The 15286-nt window shown below is 64.0% G+C and carries 11 protein-coding genes and 1 pseudogene; 8 read left to right on the forward strand and 4 right to left on the reverse strand.

The features are described from left to right. Positions 1-102, forward strand: a pseudogene (locus BBX50_RS30795) (IS5/IS1182 family transposase); the annotation flags it as partial. 53 nt (positions 103-155) lie between these two features. Here BBX50_RS30795 and BBX50_RS16380 read toward each other — a convergent pair. Beyond that, a complete protein-coding gene (locus tag BBX50_RS16380) occupies positions 156-1022 on the reverse strand; it encodes a D-amino-acid transaminase (RefSeq protein WP_065776393.1) in 867 nt (288 codons plus the stop codon). Positions 1023-1094: 72 nt separating this feature from the next. Continuing rightward, entirely contained in the window at positions 1095-2153 is a 1059-nt protein-coding gene (locus BBX50_RS16385) for a P1 family peptidase (protein WP_065776394.1), read from the reverse strand. A gap of 289 nt (positions 2154-2442) precedes the next feature. On the opposite strand from BBX50_RS16385, the gene BBX50_RS16390 reads away from it, so the two are divergent. Genes BBX50_RS16390 through adiC form a run of 3 tightly spaced genes read left to right on the forward strand, consistent with a single transcriptional unit; the run spans position 2443 to position 7766 of the window. Further along, positions 2443-3825 (forward strand): amino acid permease, encoded by a 1383-nt coding sequence (locus BBX50_RS16390; protein ID WP_065776395.1) that lies wholly within the window; start codon positions 2443-2445, stop codon positions 3823-3825. Positions 3826-3877: 52 nt separating this feature from the next. Then, positions 3878-6178 carry an Orn/Lys/Arg decarboxylase N-terminal domain-containing protein gene (locus tag BBX50_RS16395; RefSeq protein ID WP_065776396.1) on the forward strand — a complete coding sequence of 767 codons (2301 nt, stop codon included), beginning with the start codon at positions 3878-3880 and terminating at the stop codon, positions 6176-6178. 22 nt (positions 6179-6200) lie between these two features. Continuing rightward, positions 6201-7766 (forward strand): arginine/agmatine antiporter, encoded by a 1566-nt coding sequence (gene adiC / locus BBX50_RS16400; protein ID WP_065776397.1) that lies wholly within the window; start codon positions 6201-6203, stop codon positions 7764-7766. A 267-nt stretch (positions 7767-8033) separates the two neighbouring features. On the opposite strand, the gene BBX50_RS16405 is transcribed toward adiC, so the two are convergent. Continuing rightward, entirely contained in the window at positions 8034-8972 is a 939-nt protein-coding gene (locus tag BBX50_RS16405) for an AraC family transcriptional regulator (protein ID WP_065776398.1), read from the reverse strand. Between the two features lie 108 nt (positions 8973-9080). On the opposite strand from BBX50_RS16405, the gene BBX50_RS16410 reads away from it, so the two are divergent. Further along, the gene (locus BBX50_RS16410; protein ID WP_065776399.1) at positions 9081-10283 is read left to right on the forward strand and encodes an MFS transporter; all 1203 of its coding nucleotides are present in this window, start codon (positions 9081-9083) and stop codon (positions 10281-10283) included. A gap of 193 nt (positions 10284-10476) precedes the next feature. On the opposite strand, the gene BBX50_RS16415 is transcribed toward BBX50_RS16410, so the two are convergent. Further along, positions 10477-11538, reverse strand: coding sequence for a DUF930 domain-containing protein (locus tag BBX50_RS16415; protein WP_244513187.1), 1062 nt, complete (start codon positions 11536-11538; stop codon positions 10477-10479). 387 nt (positions 11539-11925) lie between these two features. Between BBX50_RS16415 and BBX50_RS16420 the strand changes: the two genes are divergently transcribed. From BBX50_RS16420 to BBX50_RS16430, 3 genes are read left to right on the forward strand one after another with little or no spacing between them, the layout of a single operon-like run. Beyond that, positions 11926-12969 carry an amino acid ABC transporter substrate-binding protein gene (locus BBX50_RS16420; protein WP_065776401.1) on the forward strand — a complete coding sequence of 348 codons (1044 nt, stop codon included), beginning with the start codon at positions 11926-11928 and terminating at the stop codon, positions 12967-12969. Between the two features lie 19 nt (positions 12970-12988). After that, complete coding sequence (locus tag BBX50_RS16425; RefSeq protein WP_065776706.1) at positions 12989-14176, forward strand: ABC transporter permease subunit; 1188 nt, start codon at positions 12989-12991, stop codon at positions 14174-14176. Beyond that, a complete protein-coding gene (locus BBX50_RS16430; RefSeq protein ID WP_065776402.1) occupies positions 14173-15246 on the forward strand; it encodes an amino acid ABC transporter permease in 1074 nt (357 codons plus the stop codon). Before BBX50_RS16425 ends, BBX50_RS16430 begins: the two co-directional genes overlap by 4 nt. The last annotated feature ends 40 nt before the right edge of the window (positions 15247-15286 follow it).

Below are 15286 nucleotides of genomic sequence, written 5' to 3' on the forward strand. Positions count from 1 at the left end.
CGAATGAAGCACTTCCGACGCTTCGCCACCCGATACGACCGCAGAACAATCCACTTCGAAGGCTTCGTCTATCTCCTCGCCGCAATGATCTGGCTGCCGTGAATGTCGATTCGTCCTAGAGCATCCTTGGTGCGTTCATATGAACGCACGGCGCTCTAGATCGCCGTTCGCCGCGCCTGTTCCAGATAGAGTTCGCGCAGGCGTCTGACGATCGGGCCCGGCACGCCTGATCCGACAGGCTGGCCATCGATCCGGGTGATCGGGGCGACGAAGTTCGAGGCGCTGGTCAGGCAGGCCTCACGGGCGTCGATTGCTTCTTCAAGAGTGAAGGGCCGTTCTTCGAGCGTCAGCCCCTGTTCTCGCGCCAAGGCGAGTGCGGCAAGCCGGGTACAGCCCGGCAGGGTTGCCTGGCTGTTGCCGCGCGTCACGATGCGATTGTCTGCAGTGATGATGTAGGCGGTGGAGGACGCTCCCTCGGTGACCAAGCCGTCTTCGATCATCCAGGCCTCGTCGCAGCCCTCGGCCTTGGCGATGCGCTTGGCGATCACCTGCGGCAGCAGACACACACTCTTGATGTCGCGCCGCGCCCAGCGCTGGTCGGGAACGGAAACGACCGAAAGCCCCTTCTGCGCCGCAGCGACGTTCACCAGCGCCTTTGCCTGGGTGAAGAGCAGAAGCGTCGGCTTGATATCCTCCGAGAACAGGAAGTTCCGGTCTTCGGCTCCGCGGGTGAGCTGGAGATAGACGATGCCTTCGGCAAGGCCGTTCTCCTGCACCAGCCGCTTTTCGATGGCGACAACCTCCTCGATCGATACTGGCAGCGGCACGTTGATTTCGCGGGCCGAACGTTCCAGCCGCGCCATGTGTGGCGCGCTGTCGATCAGCCTGCCATCGAGCACGGCCGTCACCTCATAGATGCCGTCGCCGAAGAGAAAACCGCGATCGAAGATCGAAAGCCGCGCTTCGTTCTCGGGCAGGAATGCGCCGTTGAGATAGACGGTGCGAATGGGGGACAGGGACATGAAAACTCCAGGCGATTGGGTTTGGAAAGGGGCGGCGGATCGCAACACCAGGTGTGCTCCGCAGGCGTAAGGTCAGCGTTGGCTCATGGCGCGAAGCCGCTCGAGCGAAATCGCTTCGATCGTGCTCGGCTTGCCGCTCGCCGCGTTGAAGCCCTGTGTCGTCCGCGCCGTCGTCAGCGAATTGAGGATCGCTTCTTCCGTAGCTTCGATCACGGCTTCAAAGAGCGGCGACATCAGGTCGTTCGCAAGATCCGGGTACTGCACGATCGCTGCCCGCCGCGCCCTGGTGCGGCGGACCGTAGATGCTGTCGAGAAGGCAAGCGCGTAGTCGCCGGAACCGTTGCTGAGTGCCGCCCCCGTGCGGGCAAGACCGCCGAAGGCGCGCTCGGCAAGGCGCTTGAGATTGCGCGAAGAGAGCGGCGCATCGGTCGCGATCACGATGACGATCGAGCCGTCCCGGTCATGCGCTGCTGGCGCTTCGTAGGCGCGCCCGCAAACGGTGAGACGGCCACCATAATTCGATTGAACGAGCACGCCGAGCGTGAAAACCTCGCCCGCCGCCTTCACCCGCCGCGAACTTGTGCCGATGCCGCCCTTGAGCCCGAAGGCCACCGTGCCGGTTCCGGCGCCGACAGCGCCCTCCTCGATAACACCAGTTTTCGCCGCAGCCAGGGCTGCGCCCATTTCGTCGATCGTCGGGCGGCCGGCGCGAATGTCGTTGAGGCGGGAATCGTTGGTTTCGCCGACAACCGCGTTCAGCGACACGACCTTCTCGTTGCCGGGCTGCGTCAGCGTCCAGCGGTTGATCGCCTCGATCGCTCGTCCGGTCGCAAGCGTATTGGTAAGAATGACGGGTGTCTCGAGCTCGCCGAGCTCCTCGATCTGGGTGGAACCGGCAAATTTGCCGAAACCGTTGAGCACCGCGAGCGCCGCCGGCACCTTGTCCTGAAAGAGGTTGCCGTCATGCGGCAGGATGGCGGTAGCACCTGTGCGGATGCGATCGCCGTCGATAACGGTGGCATGGCCGACTGCAACGCCTTCAACATCGGTGATCGCGTTCAGGGAACCGGTCTCGTAGACGCCCGGCCGGATGCCGAGATCCCGAAGTCGCAAGTATTTGATATCTATCATTTTTCTCGTCGTATTCCTGTCCGCTGATCCGACCACGAAGCAGACATTTCGTCGCAGAGGACCCTACCTTCCTCCGCGGCAAAAGGGCATCTCAAAAATGGAATAGTTTCATGAGAAGCCTGCAACGCCAGCGATCGCGCCGCATCGGCTCCCCTTGAGGCAAAGTCGTTTCCCACCATCGCCAGCGCGCAGGGTGGAGCGACCGATAGTCGAGTAAAATAAAGCAGTTGCAACCATAAGAAACAGTTCATAAGTTCGCCTCGTCTTTGGCAAGGGAGCAACCCCATCCATGACGAAGCCGCTTGATGCAACCACCGGCAGAAATCAGGGAATCGCGTCCGAAGTGGCAACACCGCCAAGCCTCGGCATCTGGGCCTGCTCGGCGCTCGTCGTCGGCAACATCATCGGTTCCGGCTTCTATCTGTCGCCCGCAGCCTTGGCGCCCTATGGCGCCGCAGCGCTCGTCGGCTGGATCGGCATGGCGGTCGCCGCCATGTGCCTCGGCCTGGTCTTTGCCAGGCTTGCCAGCGTCCAGCCGGCGACGGGCGGTCCCTATGCCTATACGCGCATGGCCTTTGGGCGGTTTGCCGGCTTTATGGTCGCCTGGGCCTATTGGATCTCGATCTGGGCGTCGCTGCCGGCGATCGCCATGGCCTTTACCGGCTATCTCGGCGTGTTCTTCCCGAACCTTCAGAATGTGCCCGGCGGCTTCACTGCCGTTTCGCTCGCCGCCATGTGGCTGGTCGCCTTCGTCAACATGTTCGGCGTCAAGAGCGCCGGACGTTTTCAGGTCGCGACCGTTGGCCTGAAGCTCGTTCCGTTCATCGCCATTGCGCTTCTCGGCCTCTTCTGGGTCGAGCCGCAGAACCTGACGCCGGTCAATCCAAGTGGTCTCTCCTTCCTCGGCCTCATTTCCGCGACCGCGCCACTGACGATGTTCGCCTTCCTCGGCATCGAGTCGGCGACCGTGCCGGCCGGAGATGTCGACGATCCGAAGCGGACGATCCCGCGGGCGACGGTGCTCGGCACACTCTGCTGCGGATTGATCTTCATACTCGGCACGCTGGTCGTCATGGGCACGGTGCCGCGCGAAACGCTGGCGCGCTCCGCCGCCCCCTTTTCCGATGCTGCCTTCATGATGTGGGGCTGGTGGGGAAGCAATCTGGTGGCAGGTGCCGTCGTGCTCTCCTCGATCGGCGCGCTCAACGGCTGGACGCTCCTGATGGCGCAGGTGCCGATGGCGGCGGCGCGCGACGGGCTGTTCCCGCCTGTCTTCGGCCGCCTCTCGCGCCGCGGCGTGCCGCAGCGGGGCATTATTATGTCGATGACGCTCGCCTCGGCCCTCCTCGTGCTGCAGACCTCCGGGGTCTCGGGGCTGATGGCCGTCTACCGCTTTGCCGTCGATCTTTCGACCACAGCGGCCATGGTTCCTTACGTCTTCTGCAGTCTCGTCGAAGGCGCGCTGTTCCTGGCGCTCACACGCCCTGGCGACGAGGAATGGGCCGGCGTCCGCGTCGGCCCCTACAGGCCCTATGCGCTGGTCGCCTTCGCATTCTCCCTTTGGACGGTCTACGGCAGCGGACCTCAGGCGGGCCTCTGGTGTCTGCTGCTGCTGCTCGTAGCACTGCCCGTTTACCTGTCGGTCGAGCGGAAGGAGCAATCCGCAAACTGACCGACAACGAACCCCACCTGCATCTAGCACCAAACTACGGAGACGATTGGATATGAGCACGTTGATCAGGGGTCACCGCCGTCTTGGCATGAAAGCACTCGTTCTTGATGACGAGATCAGCGAGGAAAGTGCGGCAGGCCGCGCCGTACGGTCGCTGATCGCGGAACTGGAGCGCCGCCAGATCGAAGTGGTGACGGCGGAGAGCGCCGATGACGGCGTTGCCGTGATCAGGTCCGACCCAGCCCTCCAATGCGTGCTGGTCGATTGGGATCTCGGGCCGGAGGGTCACGAGCAGTCCGTCGGCGTTGTCGAGGCGCTGCGCAAGCGCAACGGCACCGTGCCGCTCTTCCTGCTCGCCGACCGCAGTGTCGCCTCCACCGTCCCCGCCGACATCATGGCAAAGGTCGATGACTTCGTCTGGATGCTCGAAGACACGATGGACTTCGTCGGCGGCCGCATCCAGGCGGCGATCGAGCGTTATCGCTCCACCGTGTTGCCGCCGATGTTCAAGGCGCTCGCCCAGTTTTCGCAGGTGCATGAATATTCCTGGCACACGCCGGGCCATACCGGCGGCACCGGCTTCCTCAAATCGCCGCCCGGCCGCGCCTTCTTCGAGTTCTTTGGCGAGCCCTTGCTGCGCTCCGACCTCTCGATCTCGGTCGGCGAGCTCGGATCGCTGCTCGACCATTCCGGGCCGATCGGCGCCAGCGAAAAATACGCTGCCCGCGTCTTCGGCTCGCACCGCAGCTACCACGTCACCAATGGATCCTCGACCTCCAACCGCGTCATCCTGATGGCGAGCGTCAGCCGCGACCAGATCGCGCTTTGCGACCGCAATTGCCACAAGTCCGCCGAACACGCGATGACCATGTCGGGCGCAGTACCGACCTATCTCGTGCCGACCCGAAACCACTACGGCATCATCGGCCCGATCCCGCCGGAGCGCCTGACGGCGGCGGCCATCCGCAAGACGATCGACGACAACCCGCTGGCGGCCGATCTCAAGGACCGCGAGCCGAAGCACGCGATCATCACCAACTCGACCTATGACGGCCTTTGCTACAACGTCGCCCGCGTCGAGGAACTTCTCGGCGCCAGCGTCGACCGGCTGCATTTCGACGAAGCCTGGTATGGCTACGCCCGCTTCAACCCGATCTATCGCGACCGCCATGCGATGCATGGTGATCCGAAGGCGCATACCGCGGACAAGCCCACGGTCTTTGCCACCCAGTCGACGCACAAGCTGCTGGCGGCACTTTCGCAGGCCTCCTTCATCCATGTGCGCGACGGCCGCAAGCCGATCCCGCATGGCATCTTCAACGAGACGTTCATGATGCACGCCTCGACCTCGCCGAACTACGCCATCATCGCCTCGAACGACGTTTCGGCGGCGATGATGGACGGGCCTGGCGGGGCAGCGATCACCAATGAATCGATCGAGGAAGCCGTCGCCTTCCGCCTGATGATGTCGCGGCTGGCAAACGATGCGGCCGAACGCGGCGACTGGTTCTTCGATTGCTGGCAACCCGACACCGTGCGCGACCCGAAGACCGGCCGCACCGGCCCGTTCCACGAAGCCTCGCCGGAAGCCCTGACGACGGACCCGTCCTGCTGGGTGCTGAAGCCCGGCGCAGCATGGCACGGCTTCGGCGAGATCGAGGACGGCTATTGCATGCTCGACCCGATCAAGGTGTCGATCGTCACGCCAGGCGTCGCGCCCGGCGGCGGGCTGATGCCGGTCGGCATTCCGGCAAGTCTCGTCACCGCCTATCTCGATGCCCGCGGCATCGTGGTCGAAAAGACCACCGACTTCACCATCCTCTTCCTCTTTTCGCTCGGCATCACCAAGGGCAAATGGGGCTCGCTCGTCAGCGCGCTCTGCGACTTCAAGCGCGACTACGACGCCAATCTCACGCTCGAAGTGGCGATCCCGTCGCTCGCCGAGGACCATCCCGAACGTTACGCCGGCATGGGCCTCAAGGATCTCGCCGACACGATGTTTTCGGCGATGGACCAGCTGAAGACCACCGCCTCCATGGCGGCCGGTTTCTCGGTTCTGCCGCATCCGGACCTAAGCCCGGTGCGCGCCTATGAACGACTGGTGCGCGGCGAGGTGGAACAGGTCACCCTCGATGAGCTTGCCGACCGCACGGTCGCGACCGGCGTCGTGCCCTACCCGCCGGGCATCCCGCTGTTGATGCCCGGCGAGAACGCCGGCCCGGCCGACGGCCCGGTTCTCGGCTACCTGAAGGCGCTCGAGGCCTACGACCTGCGGTTCCCGGGCTTCACCCACGACACGCACGGGGTGGAGGTCGAGAACGGCCTCTACCGCGTCTATGTCTTGACCCGTTGAACCGGCTGCAGGAGCAACGAACATGGCTGCTGTCGATACCGCTTCCAAAGCCACATCCTCTGTTGTGGCGGACTCCGCCAAGATCGGCCTCGTTCCCGCGACCCTGATGGTCGCGGGCAACATGATGGGCTCGGGCGTCTTCATGCTGCCGGCGAACCTCGCCGCAGTCGGGTCCATCGCCGTCTTCGGGTGGCTGATCACCATTGCCGGCGCGATCGCGCTGGCGCTGACCTTCGCGAAGCTCGCGGCGATCGATCCCGCCGCCGGCGGCCCCTACGCCTATACGCGCAAGGCCTTCGGCGACTACATGGGCTACCAGACCAACCTCATCTACTGGCTGGCAAATGTGGTGGGTAACGTCGGACTTGCGGTCGCCGGTCTCGGTTACCTCACGGCCTTCTTCCCGATGCTGCGCGATCCGCTGGTCTCCGCGCTCGCCCAGGTGGCGCTCATCTGGTTCTTTACCTACGCCAACATCCTCGGGCCGAATGTCGTCGGCCGGCTGCAATCCTTCACGACGTCCTTCGCGCTGGTGCCGATCCTCGGCATGGCGATCTTCGGCTGGTTCTGGTTCTCGCCGGCGACCTTCTCCGAAGGCTGGAACGTTTCCGGCAAGGACAGCTGGGCGGCGATCATGGCGACGCTCAACTTCACGCTCTGGGCCTTCATCGGCGTCGAAAGTGCGTCGGTCTCAGCCGGAGTCGTTCGCGATCCGCAACGCAACGTGCCGATCGCGACCGTCGGCGGCGTCATTCTTGCCGCGGTTGCCTACATCCTGTCTTCGACAGTGATCATGGGCATGATCCCGAACAAGGAGCTGATCGCCTCCTCCGCACCCTTTGCCGACGCCGCGCGGCTGGCGCTCGGCGACACGGCAGGCGCGGTCGTCGCGATCTGCGCCGCACTCGGCTGCCTCGGCTCGCTTGCCGGCTGGACGCTGCTCGTCGGGCAGACGGCAAAGGCCGCGGCCGATGACGGTCTCTTCGGCTCGATCTTCGCCAAGGTCAATTCCAAGGGCGTGCCCTCGGCGGGCCTTGCGATCGTCGCGGTCATCATGACGGTACAGGTTTTTGCGACGATGTCGCCGACCGCCAGCGAACAGTTCGGCAAGATCGCCTCGATCGCGGTGATCATGACGCTGCTGCCCTACATCTACTCGGCGATCTCCATCAAGGTGCTCGGCTACAAGAAGATGCCGGCGAGCACGTACAACTGGTACGTGGTCATCGGCCTGGCGGCGGCGATCTACAGTCTCGTGGCGCTGATCGGTTCGGATGGCGAGCAGACGCGCTGGTCTCTGATCTTCGTGATCTCGACGATCGTGTTCTACTCGGCCGCCATCACCCGCAAGCGGGAGATCGACGAGAAGCACATCGATCCGGGCGGCCACGCACCGACCTGGATCCGCTACGTGACGGTGACCGTGACGGTCGCAGCCCTCGTCGCGCTGTTCTGGGTTTCGGTCGGTCGCCACCGTGCCGAGACGCTGCGGACCCGCTCGCCGGTACCGCCGGCCGAAAGCACCGTGCAACCCGCAGCCGGCTCGCCGGCCGCGGTGCTTCCCGCCGAGAGCCAACCGGCCCAATAATCTCGGCCCAGGCACCAAAGACCGGGGGCGGTGGGTGCATCCACCGCCCCTTCTTCAGCACCGCTTGCAACCAGGCGCGCCCATTGCAAGGTTTGCTTCGTGTCTTCGCTGAGACTGCGCTTTGGAAAAGACCACCAGCGACATGCTCCAGGAGGCAACGATCATCCCGAAGATCGTCGCGCATCGAACCAGAGCGACCTTGCCGGCGCCTTCGGCTGCCAAGCCGACCTGCTCGTCAAATTCTGAGGCTCCGGGGCCGCAGGAAGATCAGGAGGCCCGTTGATCCGCAGGAGACGTCAGGCTCCGCGAATGGCTGGGCGGCGCGCCCATGATCTTGCGGAAGGCGCGGCTGAACGACGCCTCGGAATCGTAGCCGAGACGATTGGCGACATGGGCGACGCGCTTTCCTTCGCGCAGCCACTGATGCGCCTGGTGCATGCGCATGCGCGCCACGTAACGGGCCGGCGTCTCGCCGACCGTGTCGGCAAAGCGTTGGGCAAAGCCGGAACGGGACGCACCCATGAGCTTTGCCAGTTCCGGCACGGTCCAGTCCTTGGCCGGATCGAGGTGGATCGCGGCAAGGACGCGGCCGACCTCCGGATGGCGCACCGCCGCCAGCCAGCCGGTCGAGGTGCCACAGCCATGCTCCACCCACGTGCGGATGATTGTCGCGGTCAAGACGTCGGCAAGCCGCGCCAGGATGCCGCCCGCGCCGACGCGCTGCATCGCCGCTTCGCGGGTCATGGCGTCGAGCAGCGATGGGATCGACGGCTCGCTGGAGGCGAGATCGCTGGTGCGCATGACCGACGGCATCAGTTGCAGCAGCGGATGCAGCCGGTCGACGTTGAACTGCATCACCGCGAAAAACAGAAGATTCTGACTGTCCGAATTGGGGCATTGCACGTCGACGATGCCATCGCAAAGCTGCCGCTTCGGCAGATCGCGGATCGAGATGGCCGGCAGCCCCGGCTTGCTGGCCAGCACATGCGCATCGCCCCGCGGCAAGAGCACGGCATCTCCCGGCGCCAGTTCCGTCCACGCGCCATCAGGTGTCTGAAGATGGGCCGAACCTGAGGCCAGAAAATGAAATCGCGCGGGCTCTTGCGCGGGATAGGAGGTTGCCCATGGCGCGCAGGGCTGGCAGCGCCCATATTCAACGCCGTCGAGCCTCAGGCCGCGCAGGATCTCGGTCAGCGCATCGCTCATCTCGCATTCCATCTTTGGACAATCAGCACAGTGTTTTGGATTTTCTAGCATAGAAACTCCAAGGGGCCATGCATATTTTCACCACCACCTGCAATGGAGATGAAAATTATGGATGGTATTATCGCCAAGCCCACGGGACAGGCGACTGAACGAGACAAGCCGCTGTGGGCTGCCGTCGTTTCGCTGTCGCTCGGGGTTTTCGGCCTGGTCACGGCGGAGTTTCTGCCGGCAAGTCTTCTGACGCCGATGTCGGCCGATCTCGGCGTGACCGTGGGTGCTGCGGGCCAGTCAGTCACGACCACGGCCGTCGTCGCGGCCATCGCCGGCCCAGCAATCGTCGTCTACACCGGGCGCTTCGATCGACGGAACGTCCTTCTGGCCCTGACCGCCCTTCTGGTCATATCGAGCCTGCTCGCCGGCTTTGCATCCAGCCTGCCGATGCTGCTTGCCGCGCGCTTCCTGCTCGGCATCGGATTGGGCGGGTTCTGGGCCCTGTCGCTGGCCCTCGCCATGCGGCTTGTTCCCAGCCGGCTGATGCCCCGGGCGATGGCGATCATCATGTCCGGCGTATCGATTGCAACGGTCTGTGCCGCCCCTGTCGGCGCCTGGATCGGCGCGACGCTCGGCTGGCGCTATGCCTTCCTGCTCGCCGCTGCCGTCGGCATCGTCACTTTCGTCGTCCAGGCGCTCACTGTTCCCCGCCTTCCGCCTGTCGGGACGACCGGCCTCGACACCATCCTCAACGTCTTGAAGCGTCCGGCGATCCGGCTGGGGCTTGCGACGATCCTGCTCGTCGTCACAGGCCACTTTGCCGGCTTTACCTATGTCCGGCCCTTCCTCGAACAGGTCCCGCAGTTCGGGGTCGAAGCGATCACCGCAATCCTGCTCGCCTTCGGCATTGGCGGCTTCTTCGGCAACATTGCCGGCGGCTTCCTCGCCGAGCGCAGCACGCGCCTTTCGATGATGTCGGCCGCAGCCGGCGTCGCCGCCACGACCTTGATCCTGGGGCTTGCAGGCGCATTGCCCGCTGTCGCCATCGTTACGACCGCCGCCTGGGGCTTCGCCTTCGGTGCGCTGCCGGTGAGCGTGCAATCCTTCCTCAGCCGCGCCGCCGGCGATGAGGCCGAGGGCGCCGGTGCTGCGACGCTCACCACCTTCCAGATCGCCATTTCCACCGGCGCGATCCTCGGCGGCGTTCTCGTCGAACTCCAGGGGCCGGCCGGAGTCTTCCTGTTCGCCGCTGTTGCGGCAATGCTCGGCACATCGCTCGTGTCGGTCTACCGTGAACGGGCGCTGCAGGCCGCCGAATAGCAGATCCAAGTTCAGTGCGGGAGTGGCAACTCGCACTGCGCCTGCCGGACCCCGAAGGGTCCGGCAGGCAAACATCTAGGCGCAGTGTGGCGACCGGTGACCTCTGGCGACAAGCGCGGCAAACAGCCGGCCGTCGTTGCGGAATGAGGTTTTGTCCACGACAAGGCATACGCCGCCATCCGTGTCGCAAGGATCAATTCCCCGGAAGCCGCCGCTCCTTCCAGGCTGCTTTCGGCACTTCGCCGCCGATGGCGATGCTGAAGGAGGTCACTTCGGTCGCATCTTCATTGACGACGCAATTGAAGTCGACGTCGTACCAATTCGATTTGTTCTGGTAGGCCCCACCGCTGGCGTCCATACCGTTTTTTGTGATGAAGCCGCCCTTCGGTCCGAAGGGCACCAATCCTTCGGGCGGGGTATCCGGCCGTTGACTGCGGATCTGTTCCAGCGCCTCGAGATTGCACAGTTGCAGGATCCGCCTCTTGACCGGCAGGTTGATCAGCGCCTGTTTCACCCGCGGGTCGGCAATCGACTTTGCCGAGTAAAGTTCTTTTGCTTCGGTCAGTTTGCTCGGAACGGGCTTGAGCTCGACCTTTGCCGCAGCATCGGCCGGCTTTGCCTTTGCCGCCCCCTCCTCCGATTTGACCGTCTGCGGCTTGGCGTCAGGCGTTTCTTTTGGTTCAGGCTTGGCATCGGCAACCATCGCCGCGGCCTTTTCGTCCGCCTTCTGTGTGGCGCGGTCAGGGGATTTCGCAGGCACGGCAAGCGTTGACGGGGGTTTCAGCTCCTTGACTGGCTCTTTTTTCTCGGTCGAGGACGCCTTTGCCGGTTCATCCGCCGGCTTTGCCTTGTCGTCCACGGCCTTTGCCGGCTCGGAAGCCTCCGTCTTTTTCACCGTCTCGCGCGCAGCCGGCGGAAGCTCTGCCTCCTTGTTGTCCTGCTTGGTCTTGGCCATGGCCGAGGCGAAGGACTGCGGCAGTTGCTGCGCCGGTTTGGGTTGCGGCTTCGGGTCTGCCTTCGGCTGAGGCTTGGGCTTGGGTTGCGGCTTCGGTTGCTCGGCCTTCTTCTCTTCGCCTTTTTTCGGCCCCGCCTTCTTCTGCTCCGCCTGTTTCTGCTCGGCCTTCTTCTCCTCCTTCGCCTCCGGCGGAGGAACGAGCTCGACGTTGACCGTCTGCTCCTTCGGCGGCTTCGGCAGTTCCAGCGGCAGATCGAACAGCAGGAAGAAGGCAACGACGAGGTGCAGGGCGACCGACACCGGCGCGCCCCATCCTATCCGTTCCCGCCATTTTCCCGCAAAGAGCTGCATCGCCAAGCAGATAAACCAATCGACGGGCGGAACCTAGAAACTTCCGCCAATCTCAACAAGAGGCACAGCCTTGGACTGCAGCCGCAGGCCCGGCTGCAGTCCAAGGCGATCCATTGGGGCGGCATTCTCTTGCGAGGCAACCTTGCCGCGAACCGACAGTCCCTTGTCAAAAACGTTCCCGGCAAAAACGAGGCGGCGAAATCTGTTTCACGTCGGAGCTCAAATTCGCACAAACGTACCTATTATATAATTTCTATAGATTTAATTATTTTTACACGCCTCGAACGGCTCTGCCGGTGACGCGCAATGACATTCTTTTTGGCTTGGGGGCCTTTCATGCAGCGAAATTCCAATCACCGAAAACTTTTCACCAAAACCTTTGCCGCGACGGCAGCGTTGGCGGCTGGCCTCATCGCCACCTCGGCGCTCGCGGGCGAAACGCTTGACAAGATCAAGGCACGCGGCGTGATCAAGGTCGGCGTCGGCACCACGCCGGGCTTCTTCTCGCCCGATAGCAGCGGCCGCTGGCAGGGCTTCTTCGTCGATTTCGGTCGCGCCATCGCCATCACCGTTTTCAATGACGCAGAGAAGGTCGAGTTTACCAACTCCTCGCCGCAGCAGCGCCTGCCGGCGCTGCAATCGGGCGAATTCGACATCCTGCTTTCGGGCGTTACCCAGACGGTGAGCCGCGCCTTCAAGCTGGGTTTCCATTTCGGTCCCGTCGTCTTCTACGATGGCCAGGGCCTGCTTGTGCGCAAGGACCTCGGCGTCGCCAAGGGCGAAGAACTCGACGGCGCGACGATCGGCGTTCAGAGCGGCACGACCGGCGAGCTCAACATCGCCGACTTCTTCCGCAAGACCGGCAAGGCCTTCACGCCGGTGACGATCGAAGAGACCGGCGAGTTCCTGAAGGCGCTTGACAGCGGTCGCGTCGATGCGCTCACGCAGGACGCGACCGACCTTGCCGCCAAGCGCACCCAGCTTTCCAAGCCCGACGACTACGTGCTTCTGCCGGAGCGCCTGTCGAAGGAGCCCTTAGCGCCGGCAATCCGGGCCGGTGACGACCAGTGGCTCGAAATCGTCAACTGGACGGTCTACGCGACGATCCAGGCCGAAGAATTCGGCATCACCAAGGACAATGTCGACACCTTCTTGAAGAGCGAAGATCCGGCGATCAAGCGCTTCCTCGGCGTCGACCCGTCGCTCGGTGAAGCCATCGGGCTTGATCCGAAGTTCGCCTACAACATCGTCAAGACGGTCGGCAATTACGGCGAGATCTTCGAGCGCAACGTCGGCAAGGGCACGGCGCTCAATTTCGAACGCGGGTACAACCAGCCCTGGACCGCAGGTGGCCTGCTTTATTCGCCGCCGTTCCGTTGAGCCGTTCGTGGACCTGGTCATGACGCGCCATATCCAACCGGGCCCTTCGGGGCCCGGACTTGTCTCGCGCCTACGTTCATGGATCGGCCCTCTGCCGCTGCAGCAGAGCCTGGTCTTCATCGGCGTACTCCTGCTCTTTGCCTTTCTCGGGCAGAACACCGCCGACAGCATGCATCGGACGGGATTGACCCCTGGCTTCGCCTTCCTCTCCCATCAAGCGAATTTCGAGATTGGGGAAAGCCTGCTGCCCTATTCCGCCGGCGACAGCTATGCCCGCGCGCTTGCCGCCGGTATCGCCAACACCGTCAAGGTGGCGATCTTCGGCTGCCTGCTCGCGACCGTACTTGGGGTCGCGCTCGGCATTGCACGGCTCTCGGGCAACCTGCTTTTGGCGAGCTTCGTCCATGCCTATGTCGAGCTTTTGCGCAACACGCCGTTGCTGCTGCAACTCTTCCTGTGGAGTGCCATCATTCACGCCCTGCCGCCGCCGCGCGGCGCCTACACGTTCCTCGGCAGCGTCTACCTCAGCAATCGCGGGGTCTACGTCCCGTCAATCTCCGTCGACGGCCTTTCCGTGGCGATCTGGTTGCCGTCCGTGGTGTTGGCGATATTTGCAGCGCTCGCCATCGCCCGTCGCCTGCTCGCCGGCTCCGCCCTCTACCTGCCGAAGGTTTTCGGCGCCGCTTTCGGCGCAGTCGTCTGCTGCCTCGCTCTTGCTGCGTTCGGCCTGACCGCCTCCGTGGACGTGCCCGCCAAGGGCGGCTTCAACATCCGCGGCGGCCTGTCGCTGACACCCGAATTCGCAGCCCTGCTCATCGGCCTCGTCGTCAATGCTTCGGCCTCGATATCGGAAATCGTGCGTAGCGGCATCCAGTCCGTCAAAGCAGGGCAATGGGAGGCGGCCCGAGCGCTCGGCCTGAAACCCGCTCAAATCCTGCGCCTCGTCGTGCTGCCGCAGGCGCTGCGGGTGATCACGCCGCTGATGATCTCCAGCTTCCTGGATCTGACCAAGAACTCGAGCCTTGCGGTGGCGATCGGCTACCCCGACCTCGTCAGCGTCGCCAACACGACGGCCAACACCACGGGACAGGCGCTGGAGGCGATCATCATCATCGGCGCCGTCTACCTGACGATCAGCCTTGCGGTCTCAGCCGTCATGAACCTCTACAATCGACGCGTGGTTCTGCGCGCAGAAAGCACAAGATGAGCCAGATCGAACTTGCACCACCGGTCGCGCCCGACTGGCACCGCTGGCGCCAAGGGCTTTTCAGCGGTTGGGGCAATGGCCTCGTTACGCTCCTGAGCCTCGCCGCGATCCTCTGGCTCTTGCTTCCCTTCATCCGCTGGGCCGTCATCGATGCGGTCTGGACCGGCACCGCGGCCGATTGCGCAGCGGAAACCGCCGGCGCCTGTTGGGCGTTCGTCGGCGCCAAGCTTCGCTTCATGCTCTTCGCCTTCTTTCCGCCGCTGCTGCAATGGCGCCCTGCGTTGGTCGTGGCACTGACACTGGCGCTTCTCGTTATTTCTGCCATCCCCCGCTTCTGGAGTTTCCGGCTCGTACCCCTTTGGGTGGCCGCGCTTGCCGGCGGCTGGGCGGTGATGGCCGGAACACTGGGCATGGCACCGGTCTCGACCAACCATTGGGGCGGGTTGCCGATCACGCTTGCAGTGTCCATCGCCGGCCTCGCCTTTGCCTTCCCGGTCGCGCTCCTGCTGGCGCTCGCCCGCCAGTCCGACATGGGTATCCTGCGGTCACTCGCCATCACCTTCATCGAAGTGCTGCGCGGTGTCCCGATGATCGCTGTCCTCTATGTGGCCATGCTGATCGTGCCGATGGCGCTGCCGAGCGGAGCTGCAATCGACAAGCTGCTGCGCGCGCAGATCGGTGTCACGCTGTTCTTCTCCGCCTATCTCGCCGAAGTCATTCGCGCTGGCCTGCAGGTGGTACCAGCCGGCCAACGGGAGGCGGCGCTGTCGCTGGGACTGAGCCGGATCCAGATGCTGCGGCTGGTCGTCCTGCCGCAGGCGCTGAGGGCCGTCATCCCGGCGATCGTCAATTTGTCGATCGGCATCGTGCTCAACACCTCGCTGCTTGCCGTCATCGGCATCTACGATCTGCTGAACGCCGCCAAGACCTCGGCGACCGACCCGAACTGGCTCGGCTTTTACAGCGAGGCCTATATCTTCGCCGCATTCGTCTATTTCACGATCTGCTTCACCGGCTCGCGTTACAGCCTGTGGCTCGAAAGAAAGCTCAACGGCGCCGGCCGCGCCTGATCGCAGCCTTTCCCGGGCTTGCACCTTCCGCCGCGGCGGG

The organism is Ensifer sp. LC11 (genome assembly GCF_001695835.1).
Classification (GTDB): Bacteria; Pseudomonadota; Alphaproteobacteria; order Rhizobiales; family Rhizobiaceae; genus Ensifer.

Coding starts and splice junctions, on each gene's coding strand:
- BBX50_RS16380 (WP_065776393.1), bottom strand. CDS start 1,022: ATGTCCCTGTCCCCCATTCGCACCGTCTATCTCAACGGCGCATTCCTG.
- BBX50_RS16385 (WP_065776394.1), bottom strand. CDS start 2,153: ATGATAGATATCAAATACTTGCGACTTCGGGATCTCGGCATCCGGCCG.
- BBX50_RS16390 (WP_065776395.1), top strand. CDS start 2,443: ATGACGAAGCCGCTTGATGCAACCACCGGCAGAAATCAGGGAATCGCG.
- BBX50_RS16395 (WP_065776396.1), top strand. CDS start 3,878: ATGAGCACGTTGATCAGGGGTCACCGCCGTCTTGGCATGAAAGCACTC.
- adiC (WP_065776397.1), top strand. CDS start 6,201: ATGGCTGCTGTCGATACCGCTTCCAAAGCCACATCCTCTGTTGTGGCG.
- BBX50_RS16405 (WP_065776398.1), bottom strand. CDS start 8,972: ATGAGCGATGCGCTGACCGAGATCCTGCGCGGCCTGAGGCTCGACGGC.
- BBX50_RS16410 (WP_065776399.1), top strand. CDS start 9,081: ATGGATGGTATTATCGCCAAGCCCACGGGACAGGCGACTGAACGAGAC.
- BBX50_RS16420 (WP_065776401.1), top strand. CDS start 11,926: ATGCAGCGAAATTCCAATCACCGAAAACTTTTCACCAAAACCTTTGCC.
- BBX50_RS16425 (WP_065776706.1), top strand. CDS start 12,989: ATGACGCGCCATATCCAACCGGGCCCTTCGGGGCCCGGACTTGTCTCG.
- BBX50_RS16430 (WP_065776402.1), top strand. CDS start 14,173: ATGAGCCAGATCGAACTTGCACCACCGGTCGCGCCCGACTGGCACCGC.